The sequence below is a fragment of the Roseateles sp. P5_E4 genome, from assembly GCF_054049255.1.
On record NZ_JBFUMS010000006.1, the window covers coordinates 109,632 to 134,348 of the forward strand.

Genomic DNA, 24,717 nt, shown 5'->3' on the forward strand with positions numbered 1-24,717 from the left:
CACCGACCGCCGCTGATTGCCGCCGTTCGCCGCAAAGCTTGCCAACCGGCAGATGGAGCGACTCAAAGCGAAAGACGCAGATGAACCGATTCCAAACGTCAGAACCGGTAGCAGTGCCCCGGCTGAGAGTCGCCACCATTGACCTGCACACCATGGGCCGCAACAGTCGCGCCGGGATAGGCGCCGTTCTGACAGGCGATCAGCGCATCACGACTGCCTTCGACGCCCCGCTCGACTATGGATTTTCGCGGCTCAAGACGTAGTCCGCGGCGCTGATGTTCGGATGCTGCTGGGGCGTCGCTTGGTTTGGTGGTCGCGAACGCCCGAGCAGGAGAGCGGGGCAGCTTGAGGTTTAAGGGTGCCGGGCCGGCGCCAGCGGCGTCATCGCCGGGCGCCGCGATGCAGTAAAGAGGTGCGACCAGCGCGGCCAGCAGCATCGCTGAGCTGCGTACACCAGACAGCGAACCGGACAAGCGGCCTGCGAAGGGTAGAAACAACTGCTTTGAAGACGCCACGCCTAGCATGTCGGGATTGTGGCCAGTGTCCGATCCATCCGCGAGCCATGCTGTTGACCTTGCCGTCACGAGCCGTAGCCAGACTGTCCGCGGAAGGTGAAAAGAGCCAACGGAGACAAACGGTTCGCGCTCTACGATTTTGGAGAGGTCGCAAGTGCGCGTTCCTACCTTCGTCGGTTCATAGCTCTGGAGCCTGAATGTTCTCTCGCCAAACACTTCTCGTTCTGTTGAGCGCCGCAGCGTTCACCGGAATTGCGCATGGTGCGCCATGCAAGACGACTGTCGATATTCCCCAGCGCCTGCGTGACAGCTCTCTGCTCCTATTGGGCGAACTGCACGGCACGCGCCAGATACCGGATTTCGTAAGCGCCTATGTCTGCAACTTGGCTGCTCAGGCGAGAAGCGTGGCGCTCGCGCTCGAATGGCCAGAGGAAAACCAAGCGGCAATCGACGCTTTCCTTGATAGCGATGGCCGGGGCGGTGCACGCAAGGCGTTGTTCGGTTCCCGCGATTGGTCAAAGCCCGCGCATGAACAGGATGGGCGTACCAGCATGGCCATGCTTGTGCTGCTCGATGAGGTGCGGCAGCACAACAAAGCCACGCCGACTCGCAAGATCACTGTCCGCGCGATCGACGGGGACGACCTGACGATGAGCCGCAACGTCCGTGCGCTGACCGCTACGGGGCTTTTCTCTCACGTCGTCGTGCTGACGGGAGACCTCCACACCAGTTTGGTCAAAGGCAACATGTTCGATCCGGCCATGGAGCCCATGGGCTTTCTGCTACGTGACCTCCGCCCGATTTCCCTCGTGGCGGAGTACGACCAAGGGACGGCCTGGAACTGCGCCGCCAGCCAGTGTGAGCCGCATGTAGTGCTATCCATGCCGACGCAGCGAGGCGCGCGGTATTCAATTTCGTTGCGGCCACCGAAAGATCGGCTCGGTTACGACGGCAGCTTCTACGTGGGGAGGATCGACGCTTCGCCTCCGGCCGTTTTGCCCACCGCCGCGAACGATTGAGTTGAATGGCTTGCAAGAACGGCCGTAGCCCTTTCTCGCGCTCGGGCTGAGCGGCGGCAATCGCATGCCGGCACGACCGTCTCCGTCGCGCCCGGTGCTCGGACCAGGCAACATGGCACCATCGAGGCCGGGCAGGTCAACGTGGGGACGTCCATCAAATGATTTGGATGAGAGCCGCCGCTGACCGGCGGGTCGGACGTCGATCGTTGCTGGTCAAGCCTGGCCTGTGACTATGTTTTGGTTCAAATGGATTAAGTGACATTGAAGCAAGCGCTGATTTCATTCGTGCTCGTGCTGACGGCTGCAACCCAAGTTGTTGCCGAAGGCTCCGCGGCGGCTTTCCCGCAGATGCTGAAGCCGGAGGCACAGCAGGCCAAGTCGGCCCATCTGGCTGCGGACCTGCTGTCTCGCTACCACTACCGCCCCCTCTCGCTCGACGACGCGTTGTCGGCCAGGATCTTCGACCAGTATTTAAAGGCGCTCGATCCGGAAAAACTGTACTTCCTGCAGTCCGACATCGATCGCCTGTCAGGCAACCGCATCTTGCTCGACGACGCGATCCTGGCTGAGGACCTGCGGGTGCCGTTCGAGGTCTTCAACCTGTACGAACGCCGGGTGGCTGAGCGGCTGACCTATGGCCGCACCTTGCTCAAGAAGGGGTTCGATTTCGGGCAAGACGAATCTTTGACGGTCGAGCGCAAGGATCAGCCTTGGCCTGCGACCGAAGCAGAGTCCCAAGACCTCTGGCGCAAGCGCGTCAAGAACGAGTGGTTGCGGCTCAAGCTTGCCGGCAGGGACGACCCGGCCATCGTGAAGATTCTCGACAAGCGCTACGACAGCGCATCGAAGAACCTGGGCAAGATCACAAGCGCCGACGCCTTCCAGGCCTTCATGAATGCCTACACGATGGCGATCGACCCACACACGAACTACCTGGGACCGCGCGCCGCGGAAAACTTCGGCATCTCCATGCGACTGTCCCTGGTGGGCATCGGCGCGCTTCTGACGCAGATCGACGACTACGCCACCGTCCGGGAGCTGGTGCCAGGAGGGCCCGCGAGCCTGTCGGGCCAGTTGAAGGTCGGCGACCGTATCGTGGGCGTCGCGCAAGGCGCGACCGGCGCCATGGAGGATGTCGTCGGCAGGCGCCTTGACGACACGGTGGCGTTGATCCGGGGCATGAAGGGTTCGACGGTTCGGCTGGACGTCCTGCCGGCCGACAGCGGGCCCGATGCGCCGAACAGGACCGTCGTACTGGTCCGCAACACCATCACAGTGCAGGACAGCGCCGCCAAGGCCAAGATCTATTCCGTCACGACGGGCGCAGGCAAGCGCCTGGTCGGCGTAATCACCCTGCCTTCGTTCTACGAGGATACCGACGCACTCAGAAAGGGCGACAAGGACTACCGCGGCGCAGCGAACGACGTGGGCAAGCTGCTGTTCGACATGAAGGCCCAGAAAGTAGATGGCGTGTTGATCGACTTGCGCAATGACGGCGGCGGGTCGCTGCGCCAGGCGGTGAACCTGACGGGCATGTTCGTTGGCAAGTTGCCGGTCGTTCAGACCCGAGATGCAAGAGGCAACATCACTGTCGAGAAGAACGCCGAGGCTGGTTTGGCATGGAGCGGGCCGCTGGGCGTCCTGATCAACAGGGGCTCGGCTTCGGCGTCAGAAATCTTCGCCGCGGCGATCCAAGATTACGGTCGCGGCGTGATCATCGGCGAGGGCAGCTTCGGCAAGGGCACCGTCCAGACCCTCGCCAACCTCGACCAGATCGCCAAGAACGCAGCGCCGACGTACGGTGAACTGAAGTTCACCATCGCTCAGTTTTTTCGGGTGAATGGCGGGACGACCCAACTCCGTGGCGTGACGCCAGACATCCTCTTTCCGCAAACCAGCGACGACACCGAGTTCGGAGAGTCGAGCTACGTCAATGCCCTGCCGTGGACCAACATTCGAGCCGTGGACTACTCGCCTGTGGGTGACGTCAAAACGCAGTTGCCCCGCCTGTTGGCTTGGCACGCAGCCCGCGTCGAGCACGCCCTTGACTTCCAGAACCTGCTGCAGGATGTGGCCAAGGCACAGGAGCGTCGCAAGAACAACGTGATTTCGCTCAGTGAATCAGTTCGACGCAAAGAACGTGCTGCCTCGGAGAAGCGCCTGGCTGCCCAGCTGGGTGAAGCGGGAAGGGGCGCGAGCGGCACGCTGGTCGACGACGGCTTGCAGTTCAACGAACGCCAGCTGGACAAGGATCTCGCCGCTGAAAAAACCCGGAAGACCATCAACGATGCGCTTCTTGACGAGGCTGTCAGTATCCTTTCCGACAGCGCGGCATTGAAGGAAGGCCAGACCCAAACAGCGGCGAGCGCTCTACCGATCCGTCCCCAGGTGGTCATGACCTTGCCGAACGTTTCCTCTGAGAAATAGCCGTTGGTGGCCGAGGCCTGACCTGGAGGCGGCCACGTCGAGCGGCGCGCACATTGCCGGACTCGGTGCGGATCTTCACCCAAATGCGCACGACCCCCATCAGGTTGCCTCAAGGGTTCGCGCCCGACATCTCCATGATCAGTCGGGTCACGAGATAGAGCCGCGGGGCGATGGAGCGGATGTCGACGTACTCGGCATCGTTGGAATGGGCGCCAAAGCCCGTGAGACCCAGGCCTTCGATCACCGGTCCTCGGGCCTGCATCGCCGCGAAGGAAGCGTCCGTGCCGCCGCCCGTGGCAACCTCCGCCACCTGCATCGCCAGGCCCAGCTCCGCGTAGATGGCCTGGGCACGCTTGGCCAGCGCACGTGACGCGTCGGTGGCCTCCAGCGGCGGGCGGCGCACCTCGAACTTGAGCTGAACCTTGGCGTCAGCCAGGCGCCGCTGCTGCACGCGGCGCTGCAGCTCCTTCTCCAGGCGGTCGAAGTCCGCCACACGCAAGGCGCGCGCATCGGCCTGGGCCGTGGCCTGGGCCGGGATCACGTTGCGGTTGGTGCCGGCCTGGGCCATCGTCCAGTTCAGCTTCAGGCCCGTGGCCGGCTCTGACAAGTCCTGCATCTGCAGCAGTTGATGAGCCAGTTCCGTCAACGCGTTGACGCCACCCTCCGGCCTTGCGCCGGCGTGCGAGGAGCGGCCTTCCACGCTCAGATAGGCCGAGCCGATGCCGCTGGTCGCCAGGCGCACACCGCCCTGCGCGCCGGCACCCTCGAAGGACAGCGTCATGTCCTGGTCGGCCGCGGTGCGCGTGATGGTTGCGCGCGAGCCCGGTGAGCTGATCTCCTCGTCGCCGTTGATCAATACGGTCAGCGTGCCGTAGTCGTCAATGCCCGCCTTCTGCAACAGCGCGATCACATGCAGGATGGTGGCCACGCCCTGCTTGTCGTCCGCGATGGCCAGGCCGTAGGCGCGTTCGCCCTCGATGCGAAAGGGCTGGTCTTTCAGCATGCCCTTCAGGTAGACGGTGTCCATGTGGGCGATGAGCAGCAGCTTCTTGCTGCCCCGCCCCTTGAACTGTGCCTTCACCATCTGGCCCTGGCGCTCCGGCGTGTCCTCCATGCGGTACACCTCCGTGGGCTCGATCATCGACACCTCGCCGCCCAGGGCCTTGAGCTTGCCGGCGATCAGCCCGGCCACCGAGGCCAGGCCGTCCAGGTCCTTGCTGCCGGACTCGATCTCGACCAGCGCCCGCAAGGTCTCCAGCAGCGCGGGCTGCTCCTGCTTCGCCAGGTCCTGCAGTTGCTGGGACGTGGGTGCCGCCTGGGCCAGCGAAGCCGCCAGCAACGCGGCGGCGGCGATCAATGTACGAAGTTGCATGTCGAGGACGTGGAGCTGGGACCGAGCGGACTGTGCCAGCGACCTTTCACAACGCCCATCGACAAGTTTTCCCCACCCTATGCAGTGATGTAATAGGGCCTATTCGCGCTACGGCAATGGGTCGCGTTGTGACCAGAAAGGCTGCAGGCAAGTCGCAAACCGCAAGCCGGGTCATTACCCGGCGAGGATTTGCGACACAGCATCCGGCCTTTCTGGTCACAACCCTTCGGGAAGGTCCGTCGCCAGGGGCCACTCGGCGTTGCATCGCTGGCCCGCACGCGAGTGCGGGCGGCGCGCTGCGCCTTGATTGGCCACTGGCGACGGGCCTTCGCGACCCATTGCCGTAGTGCGAACAGGCCCTCCCATGCGCTTTCGCTCGCCGTCGCTGGCCGAACTCCATGCCTTCGTCGCCGTGGCCGAGCTGGGCAGCTTCTCCGCCGCCTCGCAGCTGTTGTCCGTCACCCAGGGCGCAGTCAGCCGGGCGGTGCAGCGGCTCGAGTCGGAGCTGGGCCTGGCGCTGTTGGCGCGCGGCGGCGCCCAGGTCACCCCGACGCCCGAGGGCGCCAGCTACCTTGCCCGCATCAGGCCCGCCCTGGACATGCTGGAACGGGCCGTTCCCTTGCACGCGGCGCCTGCCGGCCCGTCACTGCGCATGGCGCCCGTGCCGTCGCTGTACGCGCGCTGGCTGGTGCCGCGGCTGCCGGCGTTGCAAGCGCAACATCCGCAGCTCAAGCTCGAGTTCCGCCGCTGGCGCCACGACGACCGCTTCGAGCGCGACGACGTCGACTGCTGGATCAACCCCAAGCCAAGCGCGCACAGCCGCTGGCCCGAAGGCGTCGTCGCGCAATACCTGCTCGGGCGCGAACTGGTCCCCGTGTGCCGCCCGGCGCGCGCTGCCCGGCTGACCCGGCCGCAAGACGTGCTGCAGCACCCGCTGCTGCACCACAGCGCCCATCCCGCCGACTGGGCGCTCTGGCTCAAGGCCCAGGGCGTGCAGGCGAGCCAGCCCCAACTGGCCTCGGGCTTCGACCTGGCCGCTGCACTGATCGAGGCCGTCGTTGCCGACATGGGCATCGCGGTCGTGCAGCTCTGCCTCATCGAAAGGGAGCTGGCCGCTGGGCAGCTCGTCGTGCCGTTCAGCGGCTGGGTGTCGTCGGGGCGCGGCTTCTACCTCTGCCGGCGGGCCGACCAAGAAGGTTCGTCCGAGCTCCATGCATTCGCGCAATGGGCGGTGGCCGAGAGCCGGCGCTGGCGGCGCGAGGCCCTGGCCGCGCTCGACTGACGGTCAACACGAGCGAGAAGGTGACGTAACCCTCGTCCCGCGGCGGTCCATCAATGACTGCGCTCCTGCATCACGGCGCGGTTCTTCCCGCCTCGCTTGGCCTCGTAGAGCGCCTTGTCCGCGGCTTCGATGAGTTCAAGGGATGAGCCACCGCGCTGCGGGATCATCGAGGCGCCGCCGATGCACACCGTGAGGTGCCGGGCCGGCGCCGAATCACCCTGCGCCAGTTCAAGGTCCTGCACGGCCAGGCGAAGTTTTTCGGCCATGAAACTGGCCCCGGCCGCCGGCGTGGTCGTCATGACCAGCGCGAACTCCTCGCCACCGTAGCGCGCCACGAGATCGGTCGAGCGGTTGGCATTCAGGTGCAAGGTGCCCGCCACCTTCTGCAAGGCCTCGTCGCCGGCCGGGTGGCCGTACGTATCGTTGTACTGCTTGAAATCATCGATATCGACCATCAGCACGGAGAGCGTGCTCTGGTCGCGCAGCGCCCGGCTCCATTCCATCTGGATGTGCTCGTTGAACCGGCGCCGGTTGCTGATCTCGGTGAGCCCGTCCACGTAGGTCAACCGCTGCAGCTCGATGTTCAACTCCGTCAGCTGCTGCTGGCTCTCGCGCAGGGCCCGGTACGCCTCGTCGCGCTGCAGCTGGATCGAATACCCCCTGGAGTGGTAGCGGATGCGCGCCACCAGCTCGACCTGGCTCGGCAGCTTGACGAGATAGTCGTTGGCACCGGCCTCGAACGCTTCGCTTTTCACCGCCGGGTCCTCGGTGGTCGACAGCACCACGATCGGGATGTCCATGGTGGCCGCGTTGGCGCGGTAGCGGCGAACCAGCGTCAGGCCGTCGATGCCGGGCATGACCAGGTCCTGCAGGATCACCGTCGGCCCGATCTGCTCGGCCAAGGCGATCGCCTTCGCGGGATCGGCGCAGTAGTGGAAATCGATGTCCGCGTGGCTCAGCAGCGCGCGGCGCACGGCCTCGCCGATCATCGCCTGGTCGTCGACCAGCAGCACCATGACGGGACGGCGCCTGGCCGCCGATGGCTTCGGGACGTCGAGGCTCTTCATATCAAGGTCGATCATCATGGCCTCCTGGTTCTGGTTGCATGCAAAGCGCAGCGCGCAGCCGCGGTGCGATCGCGTCGATGGGCAGGACGTCCACCGCAGCGTCCAGCGCCACGGCGGCCCTCGGCATGCCGTAGACGGCGCAACTCGCCTGGTCCTGCGCGATGGTGTGGTGCCCCTGGTCGCGCAGCGCCTTCAAACCGAGTGCGCCGTCGCGTCCCATGCCGGTCAACAGCACGCCGACGACGCCGCCCCGCCACAGCGCACAGGCGCTGTGGAAGAACACGTCGACCGAGGGACGGTAGACGTACTCCCGCGGGATCGGCGTGTACGCCAGGCACCCGCCCGCCACAAGCCGCAGATGGTCGTTGGTGGCGGCGAGCAACACCACGCCCGCGGCGGGCCGGTCGCCTTCCGCGGCCACCCGCACCGGCAGCGTCGAATGCTGCCCGAGCCACTGCGCCATGCCGGCGGCGAACTGCTCGTCCACATGCTGCACGATGACGACGGCACCCGGGAAATCTGCCGGCAGGCCGTGTAGCAAGGTGGCCAGCGCCGCCGGGCCACCCGCCGAGGCGCCGATGGCGATCAAGGGTTGCGGGCAGCTCTTGCGCGACCTCGCAGCGGACCGGGCGGCGTCGACCCGGGCCGGGGCGCTGTCGCCGATCAGCTTGCCGATGATCTCGATCTTCGCCAGCAGCGGTGCGGCGCCTGCGTGCGGGTCGGTGCCGGCCAGCGTCGGCGTGTCGACGACGTCGAGCGCGCCGTGGCCCATCGCGTCGAAGACGCGGGCGGTGTTGGCACCCATGTTGGAGGTGACAAGCAGGATGGCGCACGGCGTCTGCGCCATGATGCGCCGTGTCGCTTCGACCCCGTCGACCACCGGCATCAGCAGGTCCATCAGCACGAGGTCGGGCCGCTGTTCCGCGCAGCGCTGCACCGCCTGCGCGCCGTTCTCGGCCACCCAGATGACGCGGTGTTCCGGCCTCAGCGCCAGCACGCGCCGCAAGGCCTCCACGGCCAGCGGCAGGTCGTTGACGATGGCGATCTTCATGTGACGACCGCCTCTCCGATCAGGTCCACGGCCGCCTGCAGCAGCGTCTCGTCGTGGAAGCTGCCCTTGGTCAGGTAGTGGTTGGCCCCGGCTTCCAACCCGCGCCGGCGATCCTCGTCGCGATCCTTGTACGACATGATCATCACCGGCAGCGACTTCAGGTTCGGATCCTTCCTGACCAGCGTGACCAGCTCGATGCCGTCCATGCGCGGCATGTCGATGTCGGTCACCAGCAGGTCGAAGTGGCCGGTGCGCACCGCATTCCAGCCATCCATGCCGTCGACGGCCACCTCGACGTCGAAGCCGTGCTGGGCCAGCAGCTTGCGTTCGAGTTCACGCACCGTCAGCGAGTCGTCGACCACCAGCACGCGCTTGCGCTTGCTCGCCCCGGCGGCGCCGGTGCCTGGCCGCACCTGGCTCAGCTGGCCGGACGCGATCAGCTTCTGAACCGAGCGGATCATGTCCTCGATGTCGATGATGAGCACCGGCGATCCGTCCTCCATCAGCGCGCCGGCGCTGACGTCCTTGACCTTGCCCAGGCGCGGGTCGAGCGCCTGCACCACCAGCTCGCATTCGCCGAGGAAACGGTCCACCACCAAGCCGTAGATGTCCTCGTGGTCGCCGACGACGAGGACCGACAAGTCGCCCGCCAAGGCCTGGGGCGCGTCCACCTGCAGCAACTGGTGCGCAGTGACCAGGCCGACGCGTCGTCCGTCGACTTCGACGTGCTGCCGCCCCTCGAGCAACTCGACCCGCTGTGGCGCGATTTTCAGGGCGCGGAAAATGCGCGCCAGCGGGAAGGCGTACGGCTCGCCGCCGATGTGCACGAGCAGCGTGCGCACTACCGACAGCGTGAGCGGCAATTGCAGCTGGAAGCGCGTGCCCAGGCCCGGCTGCGTCGACACGCGAACGCTGCCGCGCACCTGTTTGACCATGTCCTGCACGACGTCGAGCCCGACGCCCCGCCCGGAGACCTCGGTCACCCGCCGGCTGAGCGTGAAACCCGGCAGGAACAGGAACTCCAGCAGCTCGGACTCCGAGAGCTCGGCCGCGACCTCGGGTTTGGCGTGGCGGCGCTCGACGACGGCGCTGCGCAGTGCGTCCAGGGCGATGCCGCCGCCGTCATCGGACACGGTGATCTGTAACGCCCCGGCACTGTGGCGCGCCTCGAGCCGCACGACGCCTTCCGCGGGTTTGCCCACGGCGTGTCGCTGTCCAGGCAATTCGATGCCATGGTCCAGCGCATTACGCAGCAGGTGGCCCAGCGGCGCATCCAGCTTCTCGAGCACGTCGCGGTCCACCGGCGTCGCGGCACCGACGATTTCGAGCCTGACCTGCTTGCCCAGCGAGCGCCCCAGGTCGCGCAGCATGCGGGGCATGGTTTGAACACCGTCCGCGAATGGCCGCATCCGACAGGCCACCGCCTCGTCGTACAACCGGCGCGACAGGTCGGCCGAGCGCCGCTCGAAAGTTTCCAGATCGACCAACCCCTGAGCCAACAGCTGCTCGCACTCCAGCATGCGGCGCCTGACCTCGGGCGGTGCGGCCCGCTCTTGCGCAACCTCATGCTGAAGCCGCTTGAGCCGCAGCAGTGAGTTGGCGAAAGGCGTGAGCCACCTTGCGGCCACCAATGATTCGCCGGCCAGCCCGAGCAGCCGATTCAGGTTGTCGGCGGTGACGCGCACGACGCGGTCCGAGGCGTCGCGCGCTGGTGCCGCCGCGGGCGGCGCCACCGCTGCCTGCAGCACCGGCGCTGCCGCGTCGGGCGCCGGGTCGTCTTCGTCGCCGGCCAGCATCGCGGTCTTCAGGGCGTCGACGAAGGCCTTCACCTGCAGCGCGTCGCCAGGGTCCGTCCCGGCGGTCCGGCCCAGGCGCGCGAGCAGGTCCACACCCGCGAGCAACGGGTCGATCTGACGTTGGCGCAGCCGCAACCGGCCCGTTTGAGCGGCGACGAAGCAGTCTTCCATCGCATGCGCCACTTCCACCGCGGCGCCAATGCCGACGATGCTGGCGGCACCCTTGAGCGAATGGGCGGCGCGCATGCAGGACTCGAGCTGGTCGGCGGCGTCCGGACTGCGCTCCAGGGCCAGCAGTCCCTGCGTCAGCAACGGGGCGTGGTTCTCCACTTCGATGCGAAACAGGTCCAGCATCGACAGGTCGCTGAGATCGACGCTGCTCATTGGGGCTCCCTAGGCGCTGCGCGCCATCCCGCCAAGCGGGAATGAGCCCCTTCGGGCGGCCGGGCGGGGCTCATGCGAGGCCCCGTTGAATGGTGTAGAGCAGCAGTTGCTCGTCGAGCAGGCCGACCGCGCGCTCATTGCTGCCCCCTGGCGCTTCTCGAGGGGTTCGCCCGCGTTCGGGCGGCCGGGTGGCGGGTTCGTGCCAGGCCAGGATCGCCTTGGAGTAGGTCGCCGTGGCACGCGCGACGGTGGCAGGCACTGGCTTCAGCGTGGCCGGATCGAAGCGCTGAATGCCGTGCATTTCGTCGACCGCGAAGCCCAGGCGCTGGCCGTCCAGGCCGATCACCACCAGGCGCCGCAGTGTCAGGCGTTGCCGTGCGTGCCCCGTCTCGGCGACGTGCGCCAGGCCGAGGACGCTGCCCAGCGATACGCAGACCAGCAACTCGCCCCGCACGTTGGCCACACCCTGCACGACGCCGCCGCGCCGGCTCGGCAGCGAATGGATCGCCGGCAAGGCGGCGACTTCCTGGAACACCGGCGTCGGCAGGGCCAGCCATTCGGCACCGATGCGAAAGATGACCGCCGAGCCCACCTCGGCCAGCCCAGCCTCGTGAGCCTGCGCCATGTGGCGGGTGCAGTCGGCGAGGTAGCCGGGCGGCGCCTGCCGGTCCAGTAAGGCCAGCGCGGCGGCGGCGTGGGTTGGACAGTGGCTGCAGTGCACGTGCTGCTTCAGTTCCGGGCAGGAACCATCGCCGCGAATGCCGATGCGGTTCCAGCAGTCGTCCAGGGCCACTTGCATGTTCATGTCAAGCCCCGCCTGGTTGCAGCCGGCTCGCGCGCTGCTGCAAGCGCCGCGCGCCGGCCGCGTCGCCCTGCTTTTGCAGCAGCAGGGCAAGGTGGATCAACGCCTCGTGGTGATTCGGGTTCAGATAGAGCGCCTTGCGGTACTGGTCGGCCGCATCGCCCGTGTTGCCGCTTGCGTCGCGCACCAGGCCGAGCAGATTGAACGCATCGGCCGTGGGCCCGTGCTCGCGCAGATGCGCTTCACAGTGCGATGCGGCCTCGGCGAGGTGGCCTTCGTCGGCGAGGCGCCGTGCGCGAGCCATGCCGGTCGCCGCTTCGGCCTGCGCAGCCACTCGCGGCGCGGCAGCCGGCGTCGGCGCCCGAAACCGGGCGGGCCGCGGGGCCGCGGCCACCGGGGCCGGAGCATGCGCGACCCAGCCTGGCGCGGGGGCTGCACGGGCCTTGATGACACTGCCGGGTAACGGCCCCTTGCGAAAGGCGAACGCAAGCGGAAGCTTTGCAGAGACAAAGCCGTGATCCGACAGCAGGGCCGTCTCCGACGGGCCGACGAACAGCCAGCCGCGCGGCGCGAGCAGCCGGCCCAGCACCGCGATGGCGCGATCCTGCGTGACGCGGTCGAAGTAGATCAGCACGTTGCGGCAGAAGATGACGTCGTAGAGCCCCGTCCCGGCCACGAGGCCGTCCAGCAGGTTGCCCGGTCGAAATTGCACGAGCCCGCGCACCGCCTCCGTCGGGCTGTGGCCGCCCGCCGTCGCGATGAAGTGGCGATCACGGAACGCCAGGTCGCTGCCGCGAAACGAATTTCGGCCGTAGACCGCAACCTGCGCCCGCGCCAGCGCACGCAGGCTGATGTCGACGGCATCGATGCGCAGCGCATTGGCCGGAAAGCCGGCGTCGAGCAATGCCATGGCCATCGAATAGGGCTCCTCGCCGGTCGCGCACGGCACGCTCAGCAAGCGCAGCACGCCCTGCGCCTGAGCAGGCGCTTCCTCGCTGGCCAGGCGCGCCAGCGCCACGAAGGCCGCCGGGTCGCGGAAGAACCAGGTCTCGGGCACGACCACCGCCTCGATGAGTTCCTGCAACTCGACGCTCGAGCCGCAGAGCCGTTCCCAGTAGGCCTGCGCGTCCGCCAGCCCGCAGGCCGACAGCCGCTCCTGCACCGCACGCTCGACGGACGCCGATCCGATCGAGGCCGCATCCAGGCCCATCGTCTGCTTGAGCAATTGCTCGAAACGGGTCATGTCCATCACGCTGCCCCGGCCTCGTCGAACAACATCGCGCGCAGCGACGCCGGAAGCAGACCCTGCACCTCGACGCGCTGGATCAGCCCCTGCGCGTCGGTCGTCACCGGGCCGAGCCAGGGCGCTGCGTCGACGTTGACGCCGGCCGCAACGAACTCCGCCGGCTCGCGGCGCAGCGTCTGCGTCGCCCTTTCGACCAACAGGCCGAGCAGGTGCGGGCCGGCTGCGGGATCGGGGAAAGTCACGAGCACGATGCGCGTGCTCAGGCGGTTCGCTGACGGGCGGCCGAGCGCGAGTTCGCTGAGGTCGATGACCGGCACCGGCACACCTCGGTAGTCGCACAGGCCGGCCACCGTCGACGGCGCGAGCGCGATTGCCTTCACGCCAAGCCGCGGCAGGACGGCGACGACCTGGCCCGCGTCGAGGGCGTAGCGTTCACTGCCGATCTGAAAGAGGATGAACAGCATCCGGCCGGCCCTCGGGCCTCAGGCCTGCGCCAGTTTGAAGCGCGAGACGCCGCTGCGCAGCCCGCCAGCCGCCTGGTGCAAGCCGTCGATCGCCTGGCCCGACTGGCGCAGCGAGTCGACGGTCTGCTGGGCGGCTTCGGTCAACTGTGTCAGTGCCTGGCTGATCTGCTCGGCGCCGGTCGCCTGCGTCTGCACGCTTTCGCTGACGGCCTCGAAACGCGGCGCCAGGGCCTGCACCTGCGAGATGATCTGCGACAGCTGCGCGCCGACCTGCTGCACCTCCTGCATGCCGCGGCGCACCTCCTCGGAAAACTTGTCCATGCCCATCACGCCGGCCGACACCGCGGACTGCATCTCCTTGACCGTCTGTTCGATGTCGTAGGTGGCGACTGCGGTCTGGTCGGCGAGCCGGCGGATCTCCGTGGCAACCACGCCAAAGCCGCGCCCGTATTCGCCGGCTTTCTCGGCCTCGATGGCCGCGTTCAGCGACAGCAGGTTGGTCTGGTCGGCCACCTTGGTGATGGTGGTGACGACCTGGTTGATGTTGCCGGCCTTGTCGCTCAACACGGCGAGCTTGGCGTTGATCGAGCCGACCGCCTCCATCACGTTGTGCATGGTCTCGGTCATGCGCTGCAAGCCTTCCTGCCCGCCGCCGGCCAGCAAGGCGGTCTCCTCGGCGACCTGCGACACCTCGCTCATCGTCTTCACGAGCGCGCGCGACGTGGCGGAAATTTCCTTGGAGGTGGCGCCGATCTCGGTGGTCGTCGCAGCGATTTCGCTGGCGGTGGCCTGCTGCTCCTTGGATGTGGCGGCGATCTCGGTCGCCGAGGTGTTGACCTGGATGCCGGACTGCTGGACCTGGCCGAACAGCTCCGTCAGCTTCTCCGTCATCCGGTTGAACCCCTGCGCCAGCGTGCCGAACTCGTCGCGCCGCTCCAGGTTCATCCGCTGCGTCAAGTCACCGGTGCTGATCGCGTCGGTGGCGGTGAGCAACCGGTGCAACGGCCGGGTGATCGATTGCAGCAGGACATAGCCGAGCGCAAGCGCCAGCAACAGTGCCGCGGCGAGACTGACCAGGATGGCCATGTTGGCCGTTGCGACCGCGCTCATGATCTGCCGGCCTGCCGCCTCGGCATCGGCCATGTTGTAGTCGACGACGGACTGCACGGCGGCGCGCAGCTTGTTGTACTGCGGGTCAAGCTGGCTGTGCAGCAGCGCCCGGGCCTCGTCGCGCTTGCTGGCCGCGCTCAGCTTCAGGATGTCGTCCTGCGTGCGCAGGTAAGGATTGGCAACGTGGAGGTTCTTGAACGCCTCGTAGTTCTCGCGATCCTCGGCCGAGAAGATGGTGCTCTCGTAGCTCTTGGCCAGGGTCTCCAGCCGAGCCCGGTTGACCTGCAACTGCGACTCGATCTTGCGCGCCTCGGTTTCATCCTTCTCGAACACCTGCTCCTGGGTCAACGCGAAGTTCTCTTGCCAGGCGGCCAGCAGCTGGCTGCTGTACAGCATGCCGGGCAAGGCCTCCTTCTGGATGACGGTCGCGTCCTGCGCCACGCGAGCGAGGCGGGAATAGATGACGGCGCCCATGACGATCATCAACACCAGCACGGCGGCGAAGCTGGCGAGGATGCGGTGCCTCACGGTCAAGATATTCATCAAGTTCGGCTCCCTCGCCATGCGTCATCCAGCCCGGCGGGCAAGTCGACGCAATGCAGCTCACCGTACGCCCTGTCTAACGCGATCTCCGTGCGGTGCCGAACATCCCGAGCGAAGAAATGGAGTTGGCCGCCGGGCGGCTCGTCGCGCCTTCAGCGGCTTTTTGTCATCGGGGGCGCGGCTTCTACCTCTGCCAATGGGCCGACCGGGAAGGCTCGTCCGAGCTGCAAGCCTTCGCGCAATGGGCAATGGCCCAGAGCCGGCACTGGCGGCGCTCGATTGACGATCAGTACACGAGAGAGAAGGTGACGTAGCCCTCACCCTCCTCGGCCAGATGCTTGATGCCCGACGTACCGGCACTGATGCCGATGAACCTGAGCTGTCTTTGAGTTTCCTTGGCGTGCTTGGCCAGTGCCAACGCCGCCGTCATCCTGTCGTTGGCATGAGGCGCCAGGTCGTTGTAGATAAGCTCGAGGTTCGCTCCGGCTGTCATCAGCGAACTCAGGAATGCGGGTTGGAGCGTGTTGTTGTGCATCTGGTCTCTCCATGGGTTGAGGGCAGCATAGTCTGTCGAATTCCAGCACGACGACAGCCCGTTGTCCCGCCATGGCACCATATTGGCCCATGCCCCTGCACATCGCCTGCCTCTGCGCCGCCTGGTGCCGCACCTGCGAGTCCTACCAAGAAATTTTCGAAGCCGCCTGCGCCGAACTGCCCCAGGCCGGCCTGCATGTGCGCTGGATCGACATCGAGGACGAAGCCGAACTCATCGGCGACCTGGACATCGAGACCTTCCCGACGCTGCTCATCGCCGACGGCGAGCACATCCGCTTCGCCGGGCCGTTGACGCCGCAGCCCGAGACGCTCAGGCGCGTGCTGCGGGCGCACCTGGCGGACGCGAGGCCCACGCCCGTCGAACCGGCCTACGTCGAGCTGGCCTCGCGCCTGCGCAGCGAAGCCTGAGCCGGCCAGGGTCAAGGCCGCGCAAAACGGCCTGTCCGAGCTGACAAAAGCTGCTGCCTTTCCACGATGCGGCAGAACCCACGTTTTTCATGGGGGAGATGTAGGACTGCGCTGACAGAGACACGCGACGCATGCTGCTGTGCCGGCGGCGCGCCGGCACCCAAAGTCGGAGCATGTCCGCACCGCCGCAACACCCGCCGCGTGACCTGACGCCCACCGGCGCTGCACAAGCCTTCCTGCGCCTCGCCGGCGGCGCCGAAGCGGCCGCTGCCCCGGTACGAGCGGTGCAGTTCGGTGCCGACCGCTTTGCCGAACATGGCCGCAGCCTGGCCGCGGCCCAGCGCGTGGACGACCCGCGGCAGCAGCCCCGCCCCTTCTCGCCGCGGCTGCGCAGCAATCTGCAGGTCTGGGCCGCCGCCCTGAGCGTGCTGTCCGAGGAAGGCCTGCAGGCCGACATCGACCCCGCCCACGCCTGGCTGCTGGACAACGCCCGCATCGTGCAGCAGCAGCTCGACGAGGTGCTGCACGACCTGCCGCGCAGCTACTTCCAGCGCCTGCCCCGGCTGGCCGACGAACCGCTGCAGGGCCTGCCGCGCATCTATGGCGTCGCCTGGGCCTGGGTGGCCCACGCGGACAGCTCGCTGGACCTGGCCCTGCTGCACCACTTCCTGGCCGGCCACCACGAGGCCGAGGCGCTGACATTGCGCGAGCTGTGGGCCCTGCCGTCCACGCTGCGCGTCGTGCTGGTGGAGAACCTGCGCCGCCTGGCCGAGCGCGCCGCCTGGCGTCATCTGGCGCGCCGCGCCGCCCAGCACCTGTTCGAGGCGCTGCCGCAGCTGGACGCGGCAGCGGTGCGCAACCAGCTGCAGCAATGGCAATCGGCCTGGCCGCGCGACCCTGCCATCACGGCCCTGGCCCTGCGCCTGCACGAGCGGCTGACCGACCGCGCCCTGGGCCAAGCCGAGCAGCGTGACTCCGATGACTCGTCCTGGGCGGCCGTGCACGCCTGGCTGGCCGAGGCGCTGCCCGACCCAGCCGCTGCGCAGGCCAGCGAGCAGGCCGAGAGCGCGGCCGACCACCAGAGCATTCGCAACGCCATCAGCAGCCTGCGCAACCTCGGCGCGGCCAACTGGGCCGGACTGTTCGAGGCCGTGCACCCGACGCTGCGCGCCCTGGGCCACATTGCCGTCTACCGCCAGGAGCACGAGGCCACGCGCGACATGGCCATGCACGCGATCGAGGCTCTGACCGAGCGCCACAACGTACCCGAGGCCGACGTGGCCCAGGTGCTGCGCCTGCTTTGCAACGACCCCGCCTGGGCCGAGGACGCAGAAGAGCGCGCCCCGCTGTACTGGCTGTCCGGCCCTGGCCGCGAACGCCTGCTGAGCGAACTTCGCCTCAAGCCTACCGCCGGCGAGCGCTTTGCCGCCGGGCTGCGCCGCCACGGTGTCGCCCTCTATCTGACCAGCCTGGCAGGGTTGCTGATCCTGGCCGAGCTGACGTTGCTGCTGCTGGGCCTGCCCCCGGGCGCCGGCTGGCCCATGGTGGTGGCCGCCGTGCTGCTGTCGCTGCTGCCGGCCAGCGAGGCCGTGGTCGCGCTGGCCAACCGCCTCATCAGCGAGTCCGCAGCGCCGGCGCAGCTGCCGCGCCTGACCTGGCATCACGGCATTCCGGCCGGGGCGCGCAGCCTGGTTGTCATTCCCTGCATGCTGACGCGGTCCAAAGGCATCGCGACCCTGCTCGCCCAGCTGGAGCGCCACCACCTGGCCAACCTGGAAGACGAGGCGCAGTTCGCGCTGCTCAGCGACTGGACCGATGCCAAGGCCGAGCACCAGCCCCAGGACGCGGGCCTGCTCGCCCAGGCGCGCGCCGGCATCGAGGCGTTGAACCAGCGCCACGGCACGGCCTGCGAGGGCCGGCCGCGTTTCCTGCTGCTGCACCGCGAGCGGCGCTGGAGCGAGACCGAGCAGCGCTGGATCGGCTGGGAGCGCAAGCGCGGCAAGACCGAGGCATTGGCCGCCCTGCTGGCCGGTCAGCCGCCCGAGCTGCTGCCTGACCGCTTTGTCGACCTGGGCGAGCTGTCCACGCCCGCACCGGACATCCGCCACATCGTCACGCTGGATGCCGACAACGCCCTGCCCCCCGGCGCGCTGCGCGAGCTGGTCGCCATCGCCGCCCACCCGCTGAACCGCCCACGGTTGAGCCGCACATCCAGCGGCGCCGTCACCGTCGTGCGCGGCCACGGCATGCTGCAGCCGCGCGTGGCCACGCCGCTGGCCACCGCCGCCGGCAGCTCCACGGTGCATGGCACCTGGTTCCACAGCCTGTTCGCCGGCCAGCCGGGGCTGGACCCCTACAGCGCCGCCAGCTCCGAGGTCTACCAGGACCTGTTCGACGAAGGCAGCGCCGCCGGCAAGGGACTGATCGACGTGCAGGCCGCAGCGCAGGTGCTGGCCCACCGCCTGCCCGAGGGCCAGGTGCTCAGCCACGACCTGCTGGAAGGCTCGCTGATGCGCTGCGCCGGCGTCAGCGACGTGGTGCTGGTGGAGCCCGCCCCCATGCATGCCGACGTGGCGGCCTCGCGCATCCACCGCTGGACGCGCGGCGACTGGCAGCTGCTGCCCTTCCTCGGCCACCCACGCCGCTGGGGCCTGCACGGCATCCACATCTGGAAGATGCTGGACAACCTGCGCCGCTCCCTCGTCGCCCCGGCCGCCCTGCTGCTGCTGGTCGCGTCGTGGATGGGCCTGGGCCTGGCGCCGGCGTGGGCACTGGGGCTGGTGGCTGCCACCTTCGGCGCCGGGCCGTTGATGGGCGCCCTGGCGGCCTGCGCGCCCTCGGGCGACCGCATCTCGCTGCCGCGCTTTTACCGGCAGGCGGCCATTGAACTCGGGCGCGCCATCGGCGGCGTCGTCTGGCACATCGCACTGCTTCCGGCGGCAAGCTGGCTCAGCATCGACGCCATCGTGCGCGCGCTGTGGCGCCAGCGTGTCAGCCACCAGCATCTGCTGGAATGGACCACCGCCGACGCGGCGGAAGCCGCGGCGCGCACCGACTGGCGCTCGCTGTGGCGCCAGCACAAGCATGTGACCTTTGCCACCGGCGCGCTGGCCTTGCTGCTGATGACGCCGGCCCTGATCGGCCGCCCCGTCGACTGGGACCAGGCCCTGCCGCTGCTGCTGGCCTGGGCACTGACGCCGCTGTGGATAGGCCTGGCCAGCCGGCCACGCGCCCGGCCGCGCCGCGAGGCCATCACCGACGACGAGCGCCAGTACCTGCTCAGCGTCGCCCGCGACACCTGGCGCTGGTTCGAACGCTGGGTCACCAAGGACGACAACGATCTGCCGCCCGACAACGTGCAGTTCGACCCCGACATCGCCGTCGCCCACCGCACCTCGCCCACCAATATCGGCCTGTACCTGCTGTCGGCCTGCTGCGCGCGCGAGTTCGGCTGGCTGCATGACGTCGGCCTGGCCGAGCGCATCGGCCGCACGCTGGACACGCTGGACAAGCTGCCCCGCCACCGCGGCCACTTCTACAACTGGATCGACACCCAGCGCCTGGGCGTGCTGGAGCCGCCCTACATCTCCAGCGTGGACAGCGGCAACCTCTGCGCCCATCTGCTGGTGGTCGCGGCGGCCTGCGAGGGCTTTGCGCGCGGGGGCGAGGGCATGCCGCCGCCGCCGGCCGTGGCCGAGGCGCTGAACGCCGTCGCCATGCGGGCGCGCGCCCTTGCGCTGGCCCACGACTTCAGCTGGCTCTACGACCCGCAGCGCCACCTGCTGCACATCGGCGCCGTCGCGGCGCAAGGCTCCGAGCCCGGCACCGAGCGGCTGGACCAGAACCACTACGACCTGCTCGCCTCCGAAGCTCGGCTGGCCAGCCTGGTGGCCATCGCCAAGGGCGACATCCCGCCGGCGCACTGGGGTGCGCTGGGCCGCCCTTTCTTCTCGCGCGGTCGCGTCACTGGGCTGAAGAGCTGGTCGGGCTCGATGTTCGAGATGCTGATGCCCTCGCTGGTGCTGGACGAGCCCACCGGTAGCGCGCTGGCGGAAGCCGCTCGCGCGGCCGTCATGGAGCAGATCCGCGCCGGGCGTGCGGCCGGCCTGCCCTGGGGCGTGTCCGAGAGCGCCTATGCCAAGCGCGACCGGAGCCTGGCCTACCAGTACGGCCCGCAGGGCGTGGCCAGCCTGGCACTGCGCGACACGCCGGTGGAAGAGATCGTCATCGCACCGTATGCCAGCCTGATGGCGACCATGGTGATGCCGCGCGCGGCCGTCGCCAATCTGCGCGCGCTGCAGGCCCTGGGGGCTCGCCATGAGGGCGGCTTCATGGAAGCGCTGGACTACACCGTCGGCCGCCAGCCTGAAGCCACCAGCGACGCAACGCAGACGGGGCGTCGCTTCCAGCGCATCGGCACGACGATGGCCCACCACCACGGCATGTCACTCGTCGCGCTGACCGAGGTGCTGTGCGGCGGCGCGCCGCAGCGCTGGGCTGACGCCGAGCCGCGCTTGTGCGCCGTGCGCTGGCTGCTGCACGAGCGCGCGCCGCACAAGGTGGCGCCGTTGCGCGAACCGCCGCCACAGCCGACTCGCAGCGCACCGCGCCGCGCCCGCATCTCGCTGGTCGTGCCCGAGCTGCATGGCCGCGCCCTGCCCGCCACCGCCTGGCTGGGCCATGGGCGCCTCAGCGCGATGGTGCGCGAGCATGGCGGCGGCACGCTGGTCTGGGGCGAGCCGGGTTCACTGGTGTTGGTGAGCCGCTGGCGCGACGATCTGCCGCAGGACCTGCTCGGCCACCACCTGCATCTGCGCGACCTGGACCTGCACTGGAACGGCGCGCCCGAGTCCAGCCCCTGGCGATCGCTCACGCTGCGGCCCACGCCCGGCCCGCAATGGCGCTATGGCTGCCGCCTGCACCCCGCCAGCGCGCAGTTCACGGCCGAGGGCGAGGAGTTGCACGCCCACACCGAGGCCTGGGTGGCCGTCGAGGACGACGTCGAGCTGCGCCGCATCACGCTGCGCAACCTCGCCCATCGGCCGCGCCGCCTGGCGCTGGTATCCAGCTTCGAGCCCGTGCTGGCGCCGGCCAAGGCCGACCTGGCCCACCCGGCTTTCGGCAAGCTCTTCCTGCAGGCGCGCTGGGAGCCCGGCCAGCAGGCCCTGAACTGGCAGCGCCTGCCGCGCAGCCCCAACGAGGCGCCCCTGCACGCGGTGCATGCGCTGGTGGGCGTGGAGCTCGAGGGCGGCGCGCGGCTGGACCGTGTGCGCGCCGGTGCCGACCGTGCCCATTGGCTGGCCCGCGGCGGCATGCCCGGCCAGCCCGGCGGCGTCATTGCGCATGCCGGCGTGCAAGCGCTGCTGGGCACCGATGTGACCGGCCTCAACACCGCGTCTGGCATGCTGGACACCGGCAACGACCCGATCTCGCTGCTGCACCTGGTGCTGCAGCTGCCGCCCGGTGCCAGCGTGACGCTGACGCTGGCCACCGCCGCCGCTCGCGAGCCGCAGACGCTCAGCCACTTGCTGGACAAGCTGCGTCAGCCGGCCCTCGTCGAGCGTGCGCTGACGCTGGCCCACACCATGGCCGGCGTGCGCACCCAAGGCGCCAGCCTCGCGCCGGGCGCCTGGCGGGCCGGCCTCACGCTGCAGACCCTGCTGACCTCGCAGGCCGCCCGCGAGAACCTGCCTCTGCCCGAGACCGGCTACGAGCGCGATGCGCTGTGGCGCCATGGCATCTCGGGGGACGACCCCATCATCCTGATGCGCGTGGCCGATCCCACCGGCGTCATCATGGTGCGCGAGCTGTGCGCGCTGCTGCAGGCCCAGGGCAGCCCGCTGCCAGTGGACGTCGTCGTGTTGGACGCCGAGCCGCCGTCCTATCTGGCGCCGGTGTCGCGCGCATTGCGGTCTCTCGCCGAGCAGCAGACCCATGGGCGCTGCCGCGTGCATGTGCTGTCGGACGAGACCGTGGGCCCGGACACGCGCTTTGCCCTCAACATGCTGGCGCGCGTGCGCTGGTTTGCCGATGGCCGGCCGCTGGCCCAGCAGCTCGAGCGCCTGGGCCAGAGCCACGAGCAAGCCGCCAAGGCCCGGCGCGGCGCCGGCGCGACGCTGGTGTCCGCCCTCGCCGCCCCGCCCGGCGCCGAGGCGCCAGACAGCGACTTCGAGGCCGACAGCGGTGCCTGCCGCTTCGAGCTGACCGAGCAAAGCCAGCCGGCGCGGCCGTGGATCAACGTCATCGCCAACGAGAACTTCGGCTGCCAGGTGTCCGAGCGCGGTGCCGGCATGGCCTGGGCCGGCAACAGCCGGCTGCACCAGATCACGCCCTGGTCCAACGATGCGCTGCTGGACTCGCCCGGCGAATGGCTGATCCTGCACTGCCTGTCCAGCGGCAAGGCCTGGCTGCTCGGCCGCGCCAGCCCGCACCAGAACGTGTCCCACCTGCCAGGGGCTACGGCCATGGCTTTCCAGCTGCCAGGCATGGTGGTGCGCCTGCGCTGGACGGTGGACGCAACAACCGCCGTCAAGCAATGCCAGGTGGAGTTGCACGCGGCGCCCGGCCGCCCGCCGCGCCTGCTGCGGCTGCTGGCCGCCGCGCAGTGGCAGCTGGGCATGGACAGTGGTGCGCGCCGCAGTGTCGTGACGCGACTGGAACCGCCCCAGGGTGACGGTCCGCTGCTGGCCCTGGCCACGCAGGCCGATGGGCTCAATGGCTTCGGCGGCCACACGGCCTGGATGGCACTGCGCCCGACCCGCGAGGGCGATGCGACGGCCGACCAGATCAACAGCCTGGCCAGCGATCAGGCCCTGTGGCCCTGGCCCGCGGACGCCGGCTTCACGCCCGACCTGAACCGGCCGCACCCGTGGACGGCCGCCATTGAGGCCAGCGGCGACCGCCGCCTGCTGTTCGACGACGAGGGCCGCCTCGTCATGCCGCACGCACTGGATGGCCAGGCCGGTGCTGCCACCGACCCGGCTGCCCTGCTGGCGGTGCCGATCCGCCTGGAGCCCGGCCACGCCTGGCATGGCACGGTGCTGCTCGGCCATGCGCAGAGCCTGCCCGCCGCCCGCGAGCAGGCCGCCAACGCCTGGGCGGCCGACCCATTGCACCGGCTGGCCGCCCAGCGCGAGGTCTGGCGGGCCTTGAGCGCGCCCGTTCAGGTGGCCACGCCCGACCCCGCCTTCGACGCGCTGGTGAACCATTGGCTGCCGGCCCAGGTGCTGGGCTGCCGCATCTGGGCGCGCGCCGGCTTCTACCAGGCCGGCGGTGCCTTCGGCTTCCGCGACCAGCTGCAGGACGCCATGTCCCTGGTGCAGCATGCACCCGAGCGCCTGGCCGCGCAGATCCGCCGCCACGCAGCCCACCAGTTCCCGCCCGGCGACGTGCAGCACTGGTGGCATGAGCCGGCCGGTGCCGGCGTGCGCACGCATTTCGCGGACGACCGGCTGTGGCTGGCGCTGGCGCTGGCCTTGTACGTCGAGCGCACCGCCGATACGTCGCTGGCCGACGAGATGCTGCCCTTCCTGCAGGGACGCCCCGTGCCCGAGGGCGCCGAGGACATCTACGAGGTGCCGGCCATCAGCGACGAGCAGGCCAGCATCTACGAGCACGCCGCGCGCTCCATCGATGTCAGCCTGCCCGTCGGCGTCCATGGCCTGCCGCTGTTCGGTACCGGCGACTGGAACGACGGCATGAACCGCGTCGGCGCCGAGGGCAAGGGCGAGTCGGTGTGGATGGGCTTCTTCCTGTGCGCCGTCATCGACGCCCTGCACCCGCTGGCCATCGCCCGCGGCGAGCAGGCCCGCGCGGCGCGCTGGCGCCAGGCACGCGACAAGCTGGCCAAGGCCCTGGACGCCGAGGCCTGGGACGGCCGCTGGTACCGCCGCGGCTGGTTCGATGACGGCAGCGTCCTCGGCACCCATGACGACAGCGAATGCCGCATCGACCTCATCGTGCAGGCCTGGGCCGTGCTGACCGGCGTCACCGAGGCCGACCGCGCCCGCCTGGCCCTGGACAGCGCCTGGCGCGAGCTGCATGACCGCGATGCCCACCTGCTGCGCCTGCTGTGGCCGCCGCTGCAGCATCACCAGCCACCGGCGGGCTACATCCAGGCCTACCCCGGCGGCGTGCGCGAGAACGGCGGCCAGTACAACCACGCCGCCACCTGGGCCCTGATGGCCAGCGCCAAGCTCGGTCAGGCCGAGCGCGCCTGGGCGGCCTTCACGGCCATCAGCCCGGCCCACCGCGGCGCGCACGGCGCGGCCTATGGGCTGGAGCCCTTCGCCGTGGCCGGTGATATCGAAGCCGCCGCGCCGCACGCCGGCCGCGGTGGCTGGAGCTGGTACACGGGCGCCGCCGGCTGGCTGCTGCGCGCGGCGGTCGAATCGCTGTGCGGCGTCAAGCTGGCCGATGGCCTGCTGCGCGTGCAGCCCTGCCTGCCGCCCCATTGGCCCGAGGCGCGGCTGCGCCTGGTGCACCAGGGTCGGCGTATCGACTTGCTGCTGCAGCGTGCCCCGACGGGCGCCGGCACCGCGCCGCCCGCCGGCTACCGCACCCTGGTGCCAGGATCGACGCTGGCGCTCGGGGAGGTCGAAGGCGACCTGCAGCTTTGGGTGCCAGTCACCGATGCCCTGCCGGCCCGCAGGCCGGAACCGGCGGCAGCGTTTTGAA

At 69.2% G+C, this 24,717-nt stretch carries 15 protein-coding genes; 5 read left to right on the forward strand and 10 right to left on the reverse strand.

Annotated elements, in window-relative coordinates; all coding sequences use genetic code 11:
* Window positions 1-98: 98 nt before the first annotated feature.
* Window positions 99-437 carry a hypothetical protein gene (locus ACXJLH_RS13450; protein ID WP_457444609.1) on the reverse strand — a complete coding sequence of 113 codons (339 nt, stop codon included), beginning with the start codon at window positions 435-437 and terminating at the stop codon, window positions 99-101.
* Window positions 438-712: 275 nt separating this feature from the next.
* Here ACXJLH_RS13450 and ACXJLH_RS13455 point away from each other — a divergent pair, with 275 nt between their 5' ends.
* Both ACXJLH_RS13455 and ACXJLH_RS13460 read left to right on the forward strand, forming a co-directional pair.
* On the forward strand, window positions 713-1,534 hold the full coding sequence (locus ACXJLH_RS13455; RefSeq protein WP_457444611.1) for a hypothetical protein: 822 nt from the start codon (window positions 713-715) through the stop codon (window positions 1,532-1,534).
* Window positions 1,535-1,789: 255 nt separating this feature from the next.
* Window positions 1,790-3,961 (forward strand): carboxy terminal-processing peptidase, encoded by a 2,172-nt coding sequence (locus tag ACXJLH_RS13460; RefSeq protein WP_457444613.1) that lies wholly within the window; start codon window positions 1,790-1,792, stop codon window positions 3,959-3,961.
* Window positions 3,962-4,070: 109 nt separating this feature from the next.
* On the opposite strand, the gene ACXJLH_RS13465 is transcribed toward ACXJLH_RS13460, so the two are convergent.
* Window positions 4,071-5,333: a M20/M25/M40 family metallo-hydrolase gene (locus ACXJLH_RS13465; protein WP_457444615.1), complete on the reverse strand. Its 1,263-nt coding sequence runs from the start codon at window positions 5,331-5,333 to the stop codon at window positions 4,071-4,073.
* Window positions 5,334-5,697: 364 nt separating this feature from the next.
* Here ACXJLH_RS13465 and ACXJLH_RS13470 point away from each other — a divergent pair, with 364 nt between their 5' ends.
* Window positions 5,698-6,615 carry a LysR substrate-binding domain-containing protein gene (locus ACXJLH_RS13470; protein WP_457444616.1) on the forward strand — a complete coding sequence of 306 codons (918 nt, stop codon included), beginning with the start codon at window positions 5,698-5,700 and terminating at the stop codon, window positions 6,613-6,615.
* A 50-nt stretch (window positions 6,616-6,665) separates the two neighbouring features.
* Here the strand turns inward: ACXJLH_RS13470 and ACXJLH_RS13475 are convergent, their stop codons facing one another.
* From ACXJLH_RS13475 to ACXJLH_RS13510, 8 genes are all read right to left on the reverse strand, one after another.
* The gene (locus tag ACXJLH_RS13475) at window positions 6,666-7,697 is read right to left on the reverse strand and encodes a diguanylate cyclase (protein ID WP_457444618.1); all 1,032 of its coding nucleotides are present in this window, start codon (window positions 7,695-7,697) and stop codon (window positions 6,666-6,668) included.
* Complete coding sequence (gene cheB / locus ACXJLH_RS13480) at window positions 7,684-8,733, reverse strand: chemotaxis-specific protein-glutamate methyltransferase CheB (RefSeq protein WP_457444620.1); 1,050 nt, start codon at window positions 8,731-8,733, stop codon at window positions 7,684-7,686. The genes ACXJLH_RS13475 and cheB overlap by 14 nt, the downstream gene beginning before the upstream one ends.
* Window positions 8,730-10,913, reverse strand: a complete 2,184-nt coding sequence (locus ACXJLH_RS13485; protein WP_457444622.1) for a hybrid sensor histidine kinase/response regulator — start codon at window positions 10,911-10,913, stop codon at window positions 8,730-8,732. The genes cheB and ACXJLH_RS13485 overlap by 4 nt, the downstream gene beginning before the upstream one ends.
* Before the next feature lie 70 nt (window positions 10,914-10,983).
* Window positions 10,984-11,712 carry a chemotaxis protein CheW gene (locus ACXJLH_RS13490; protein ID WP_457444624.1) on the reverse strand — a complete coding sequence of 243 codons (729 nt, stop codon included), beginning with the start codon at window positions 11,710-11,712 and terminating at the stop codon, window positions 10,984-10,986.
* A 7-nt stretch (window positions 11,713-11,719) separates the two neighbouring features.
* Complete coding sequence (locus ACXJLH_RS13495) at window positions 11,720-12,964, reverse strand: CheR family methyltransferase (protein WP_457444626.1); 1,245 nt, start codon at window positions 12,962-12,964, stop codon at window positions 11,720-11,722.
* On the reverse strand, window positions 12,964-13,425 hold the full coding sequence (locus ACXJLH_RS13500) for a chemotaxis protein CheW (RefSeq protein ID WP_457444628.1): 462 nt from the start codon (window positions 13,423-13,425) through the stop codon (window positions 12,964-12,966). The genes ACXJLH_RS13495 and ACXJLH_RS13500 overlap by 1 nt, the downstream gene beginning before the upstream one ends.
* Window positions 13,426-13,443: 18 nt before the next feature.
* Complete coding sequence (locus tag ACXJLH_RS13505) at window positions 13,444-15,078, reverse strand: methyl-accepting chemotaxis protein (RefSeq protein ID WP_457354131.1); 1,635 nt, start codon at window positions 15,076-15,078, stop codon at window positions 13,444-13,446.
* A 286-nt stretch (window positions 15,079-15,364) separates the two neighbouring features.
* Entirely contained in the window at window positions 15,365-15,613 is a 249-nt protein-coding gene (locus tag ACXJLH_RS13510) for a hypothetical protein (protein ID WP_157281708.1), read from the reverse strand.
* Between the two features lie 89 nt (window positions 15,614-15,702).
* Here ACXJLH_RS13510 and ACXJLH_RS13515 point away from each other — a divergent pair, with 89 nt between their 5' ends.
* The gene (locus ACXJLH_RS13515; protein WP_457444630.1) at window positions 15,703-16,041 is read left to right on the forward strand and encodes a thioredoxin family protein; all 339 of its coding nucleotides are present in this window, start codon (window positions 15,703-15,705) and stop codon (window positions 16,039-16,041) included.
* A gap of 173 nt (window positions 16,042-16,214) precedes the next feature.
* Window positions 16,215-24,716, forward strand: a complete 8,502-nt coding sequence (locus ACXJLH_RS13520; protein WP_457444632.1) for a GH36-type glycosyl hydrolase domain-containing protein — start codon at window positions 16,215-16,217, stop codon at window positions 24,714-24,716.
* Window position 24,717: the final 1 nt, after the last annotated feature.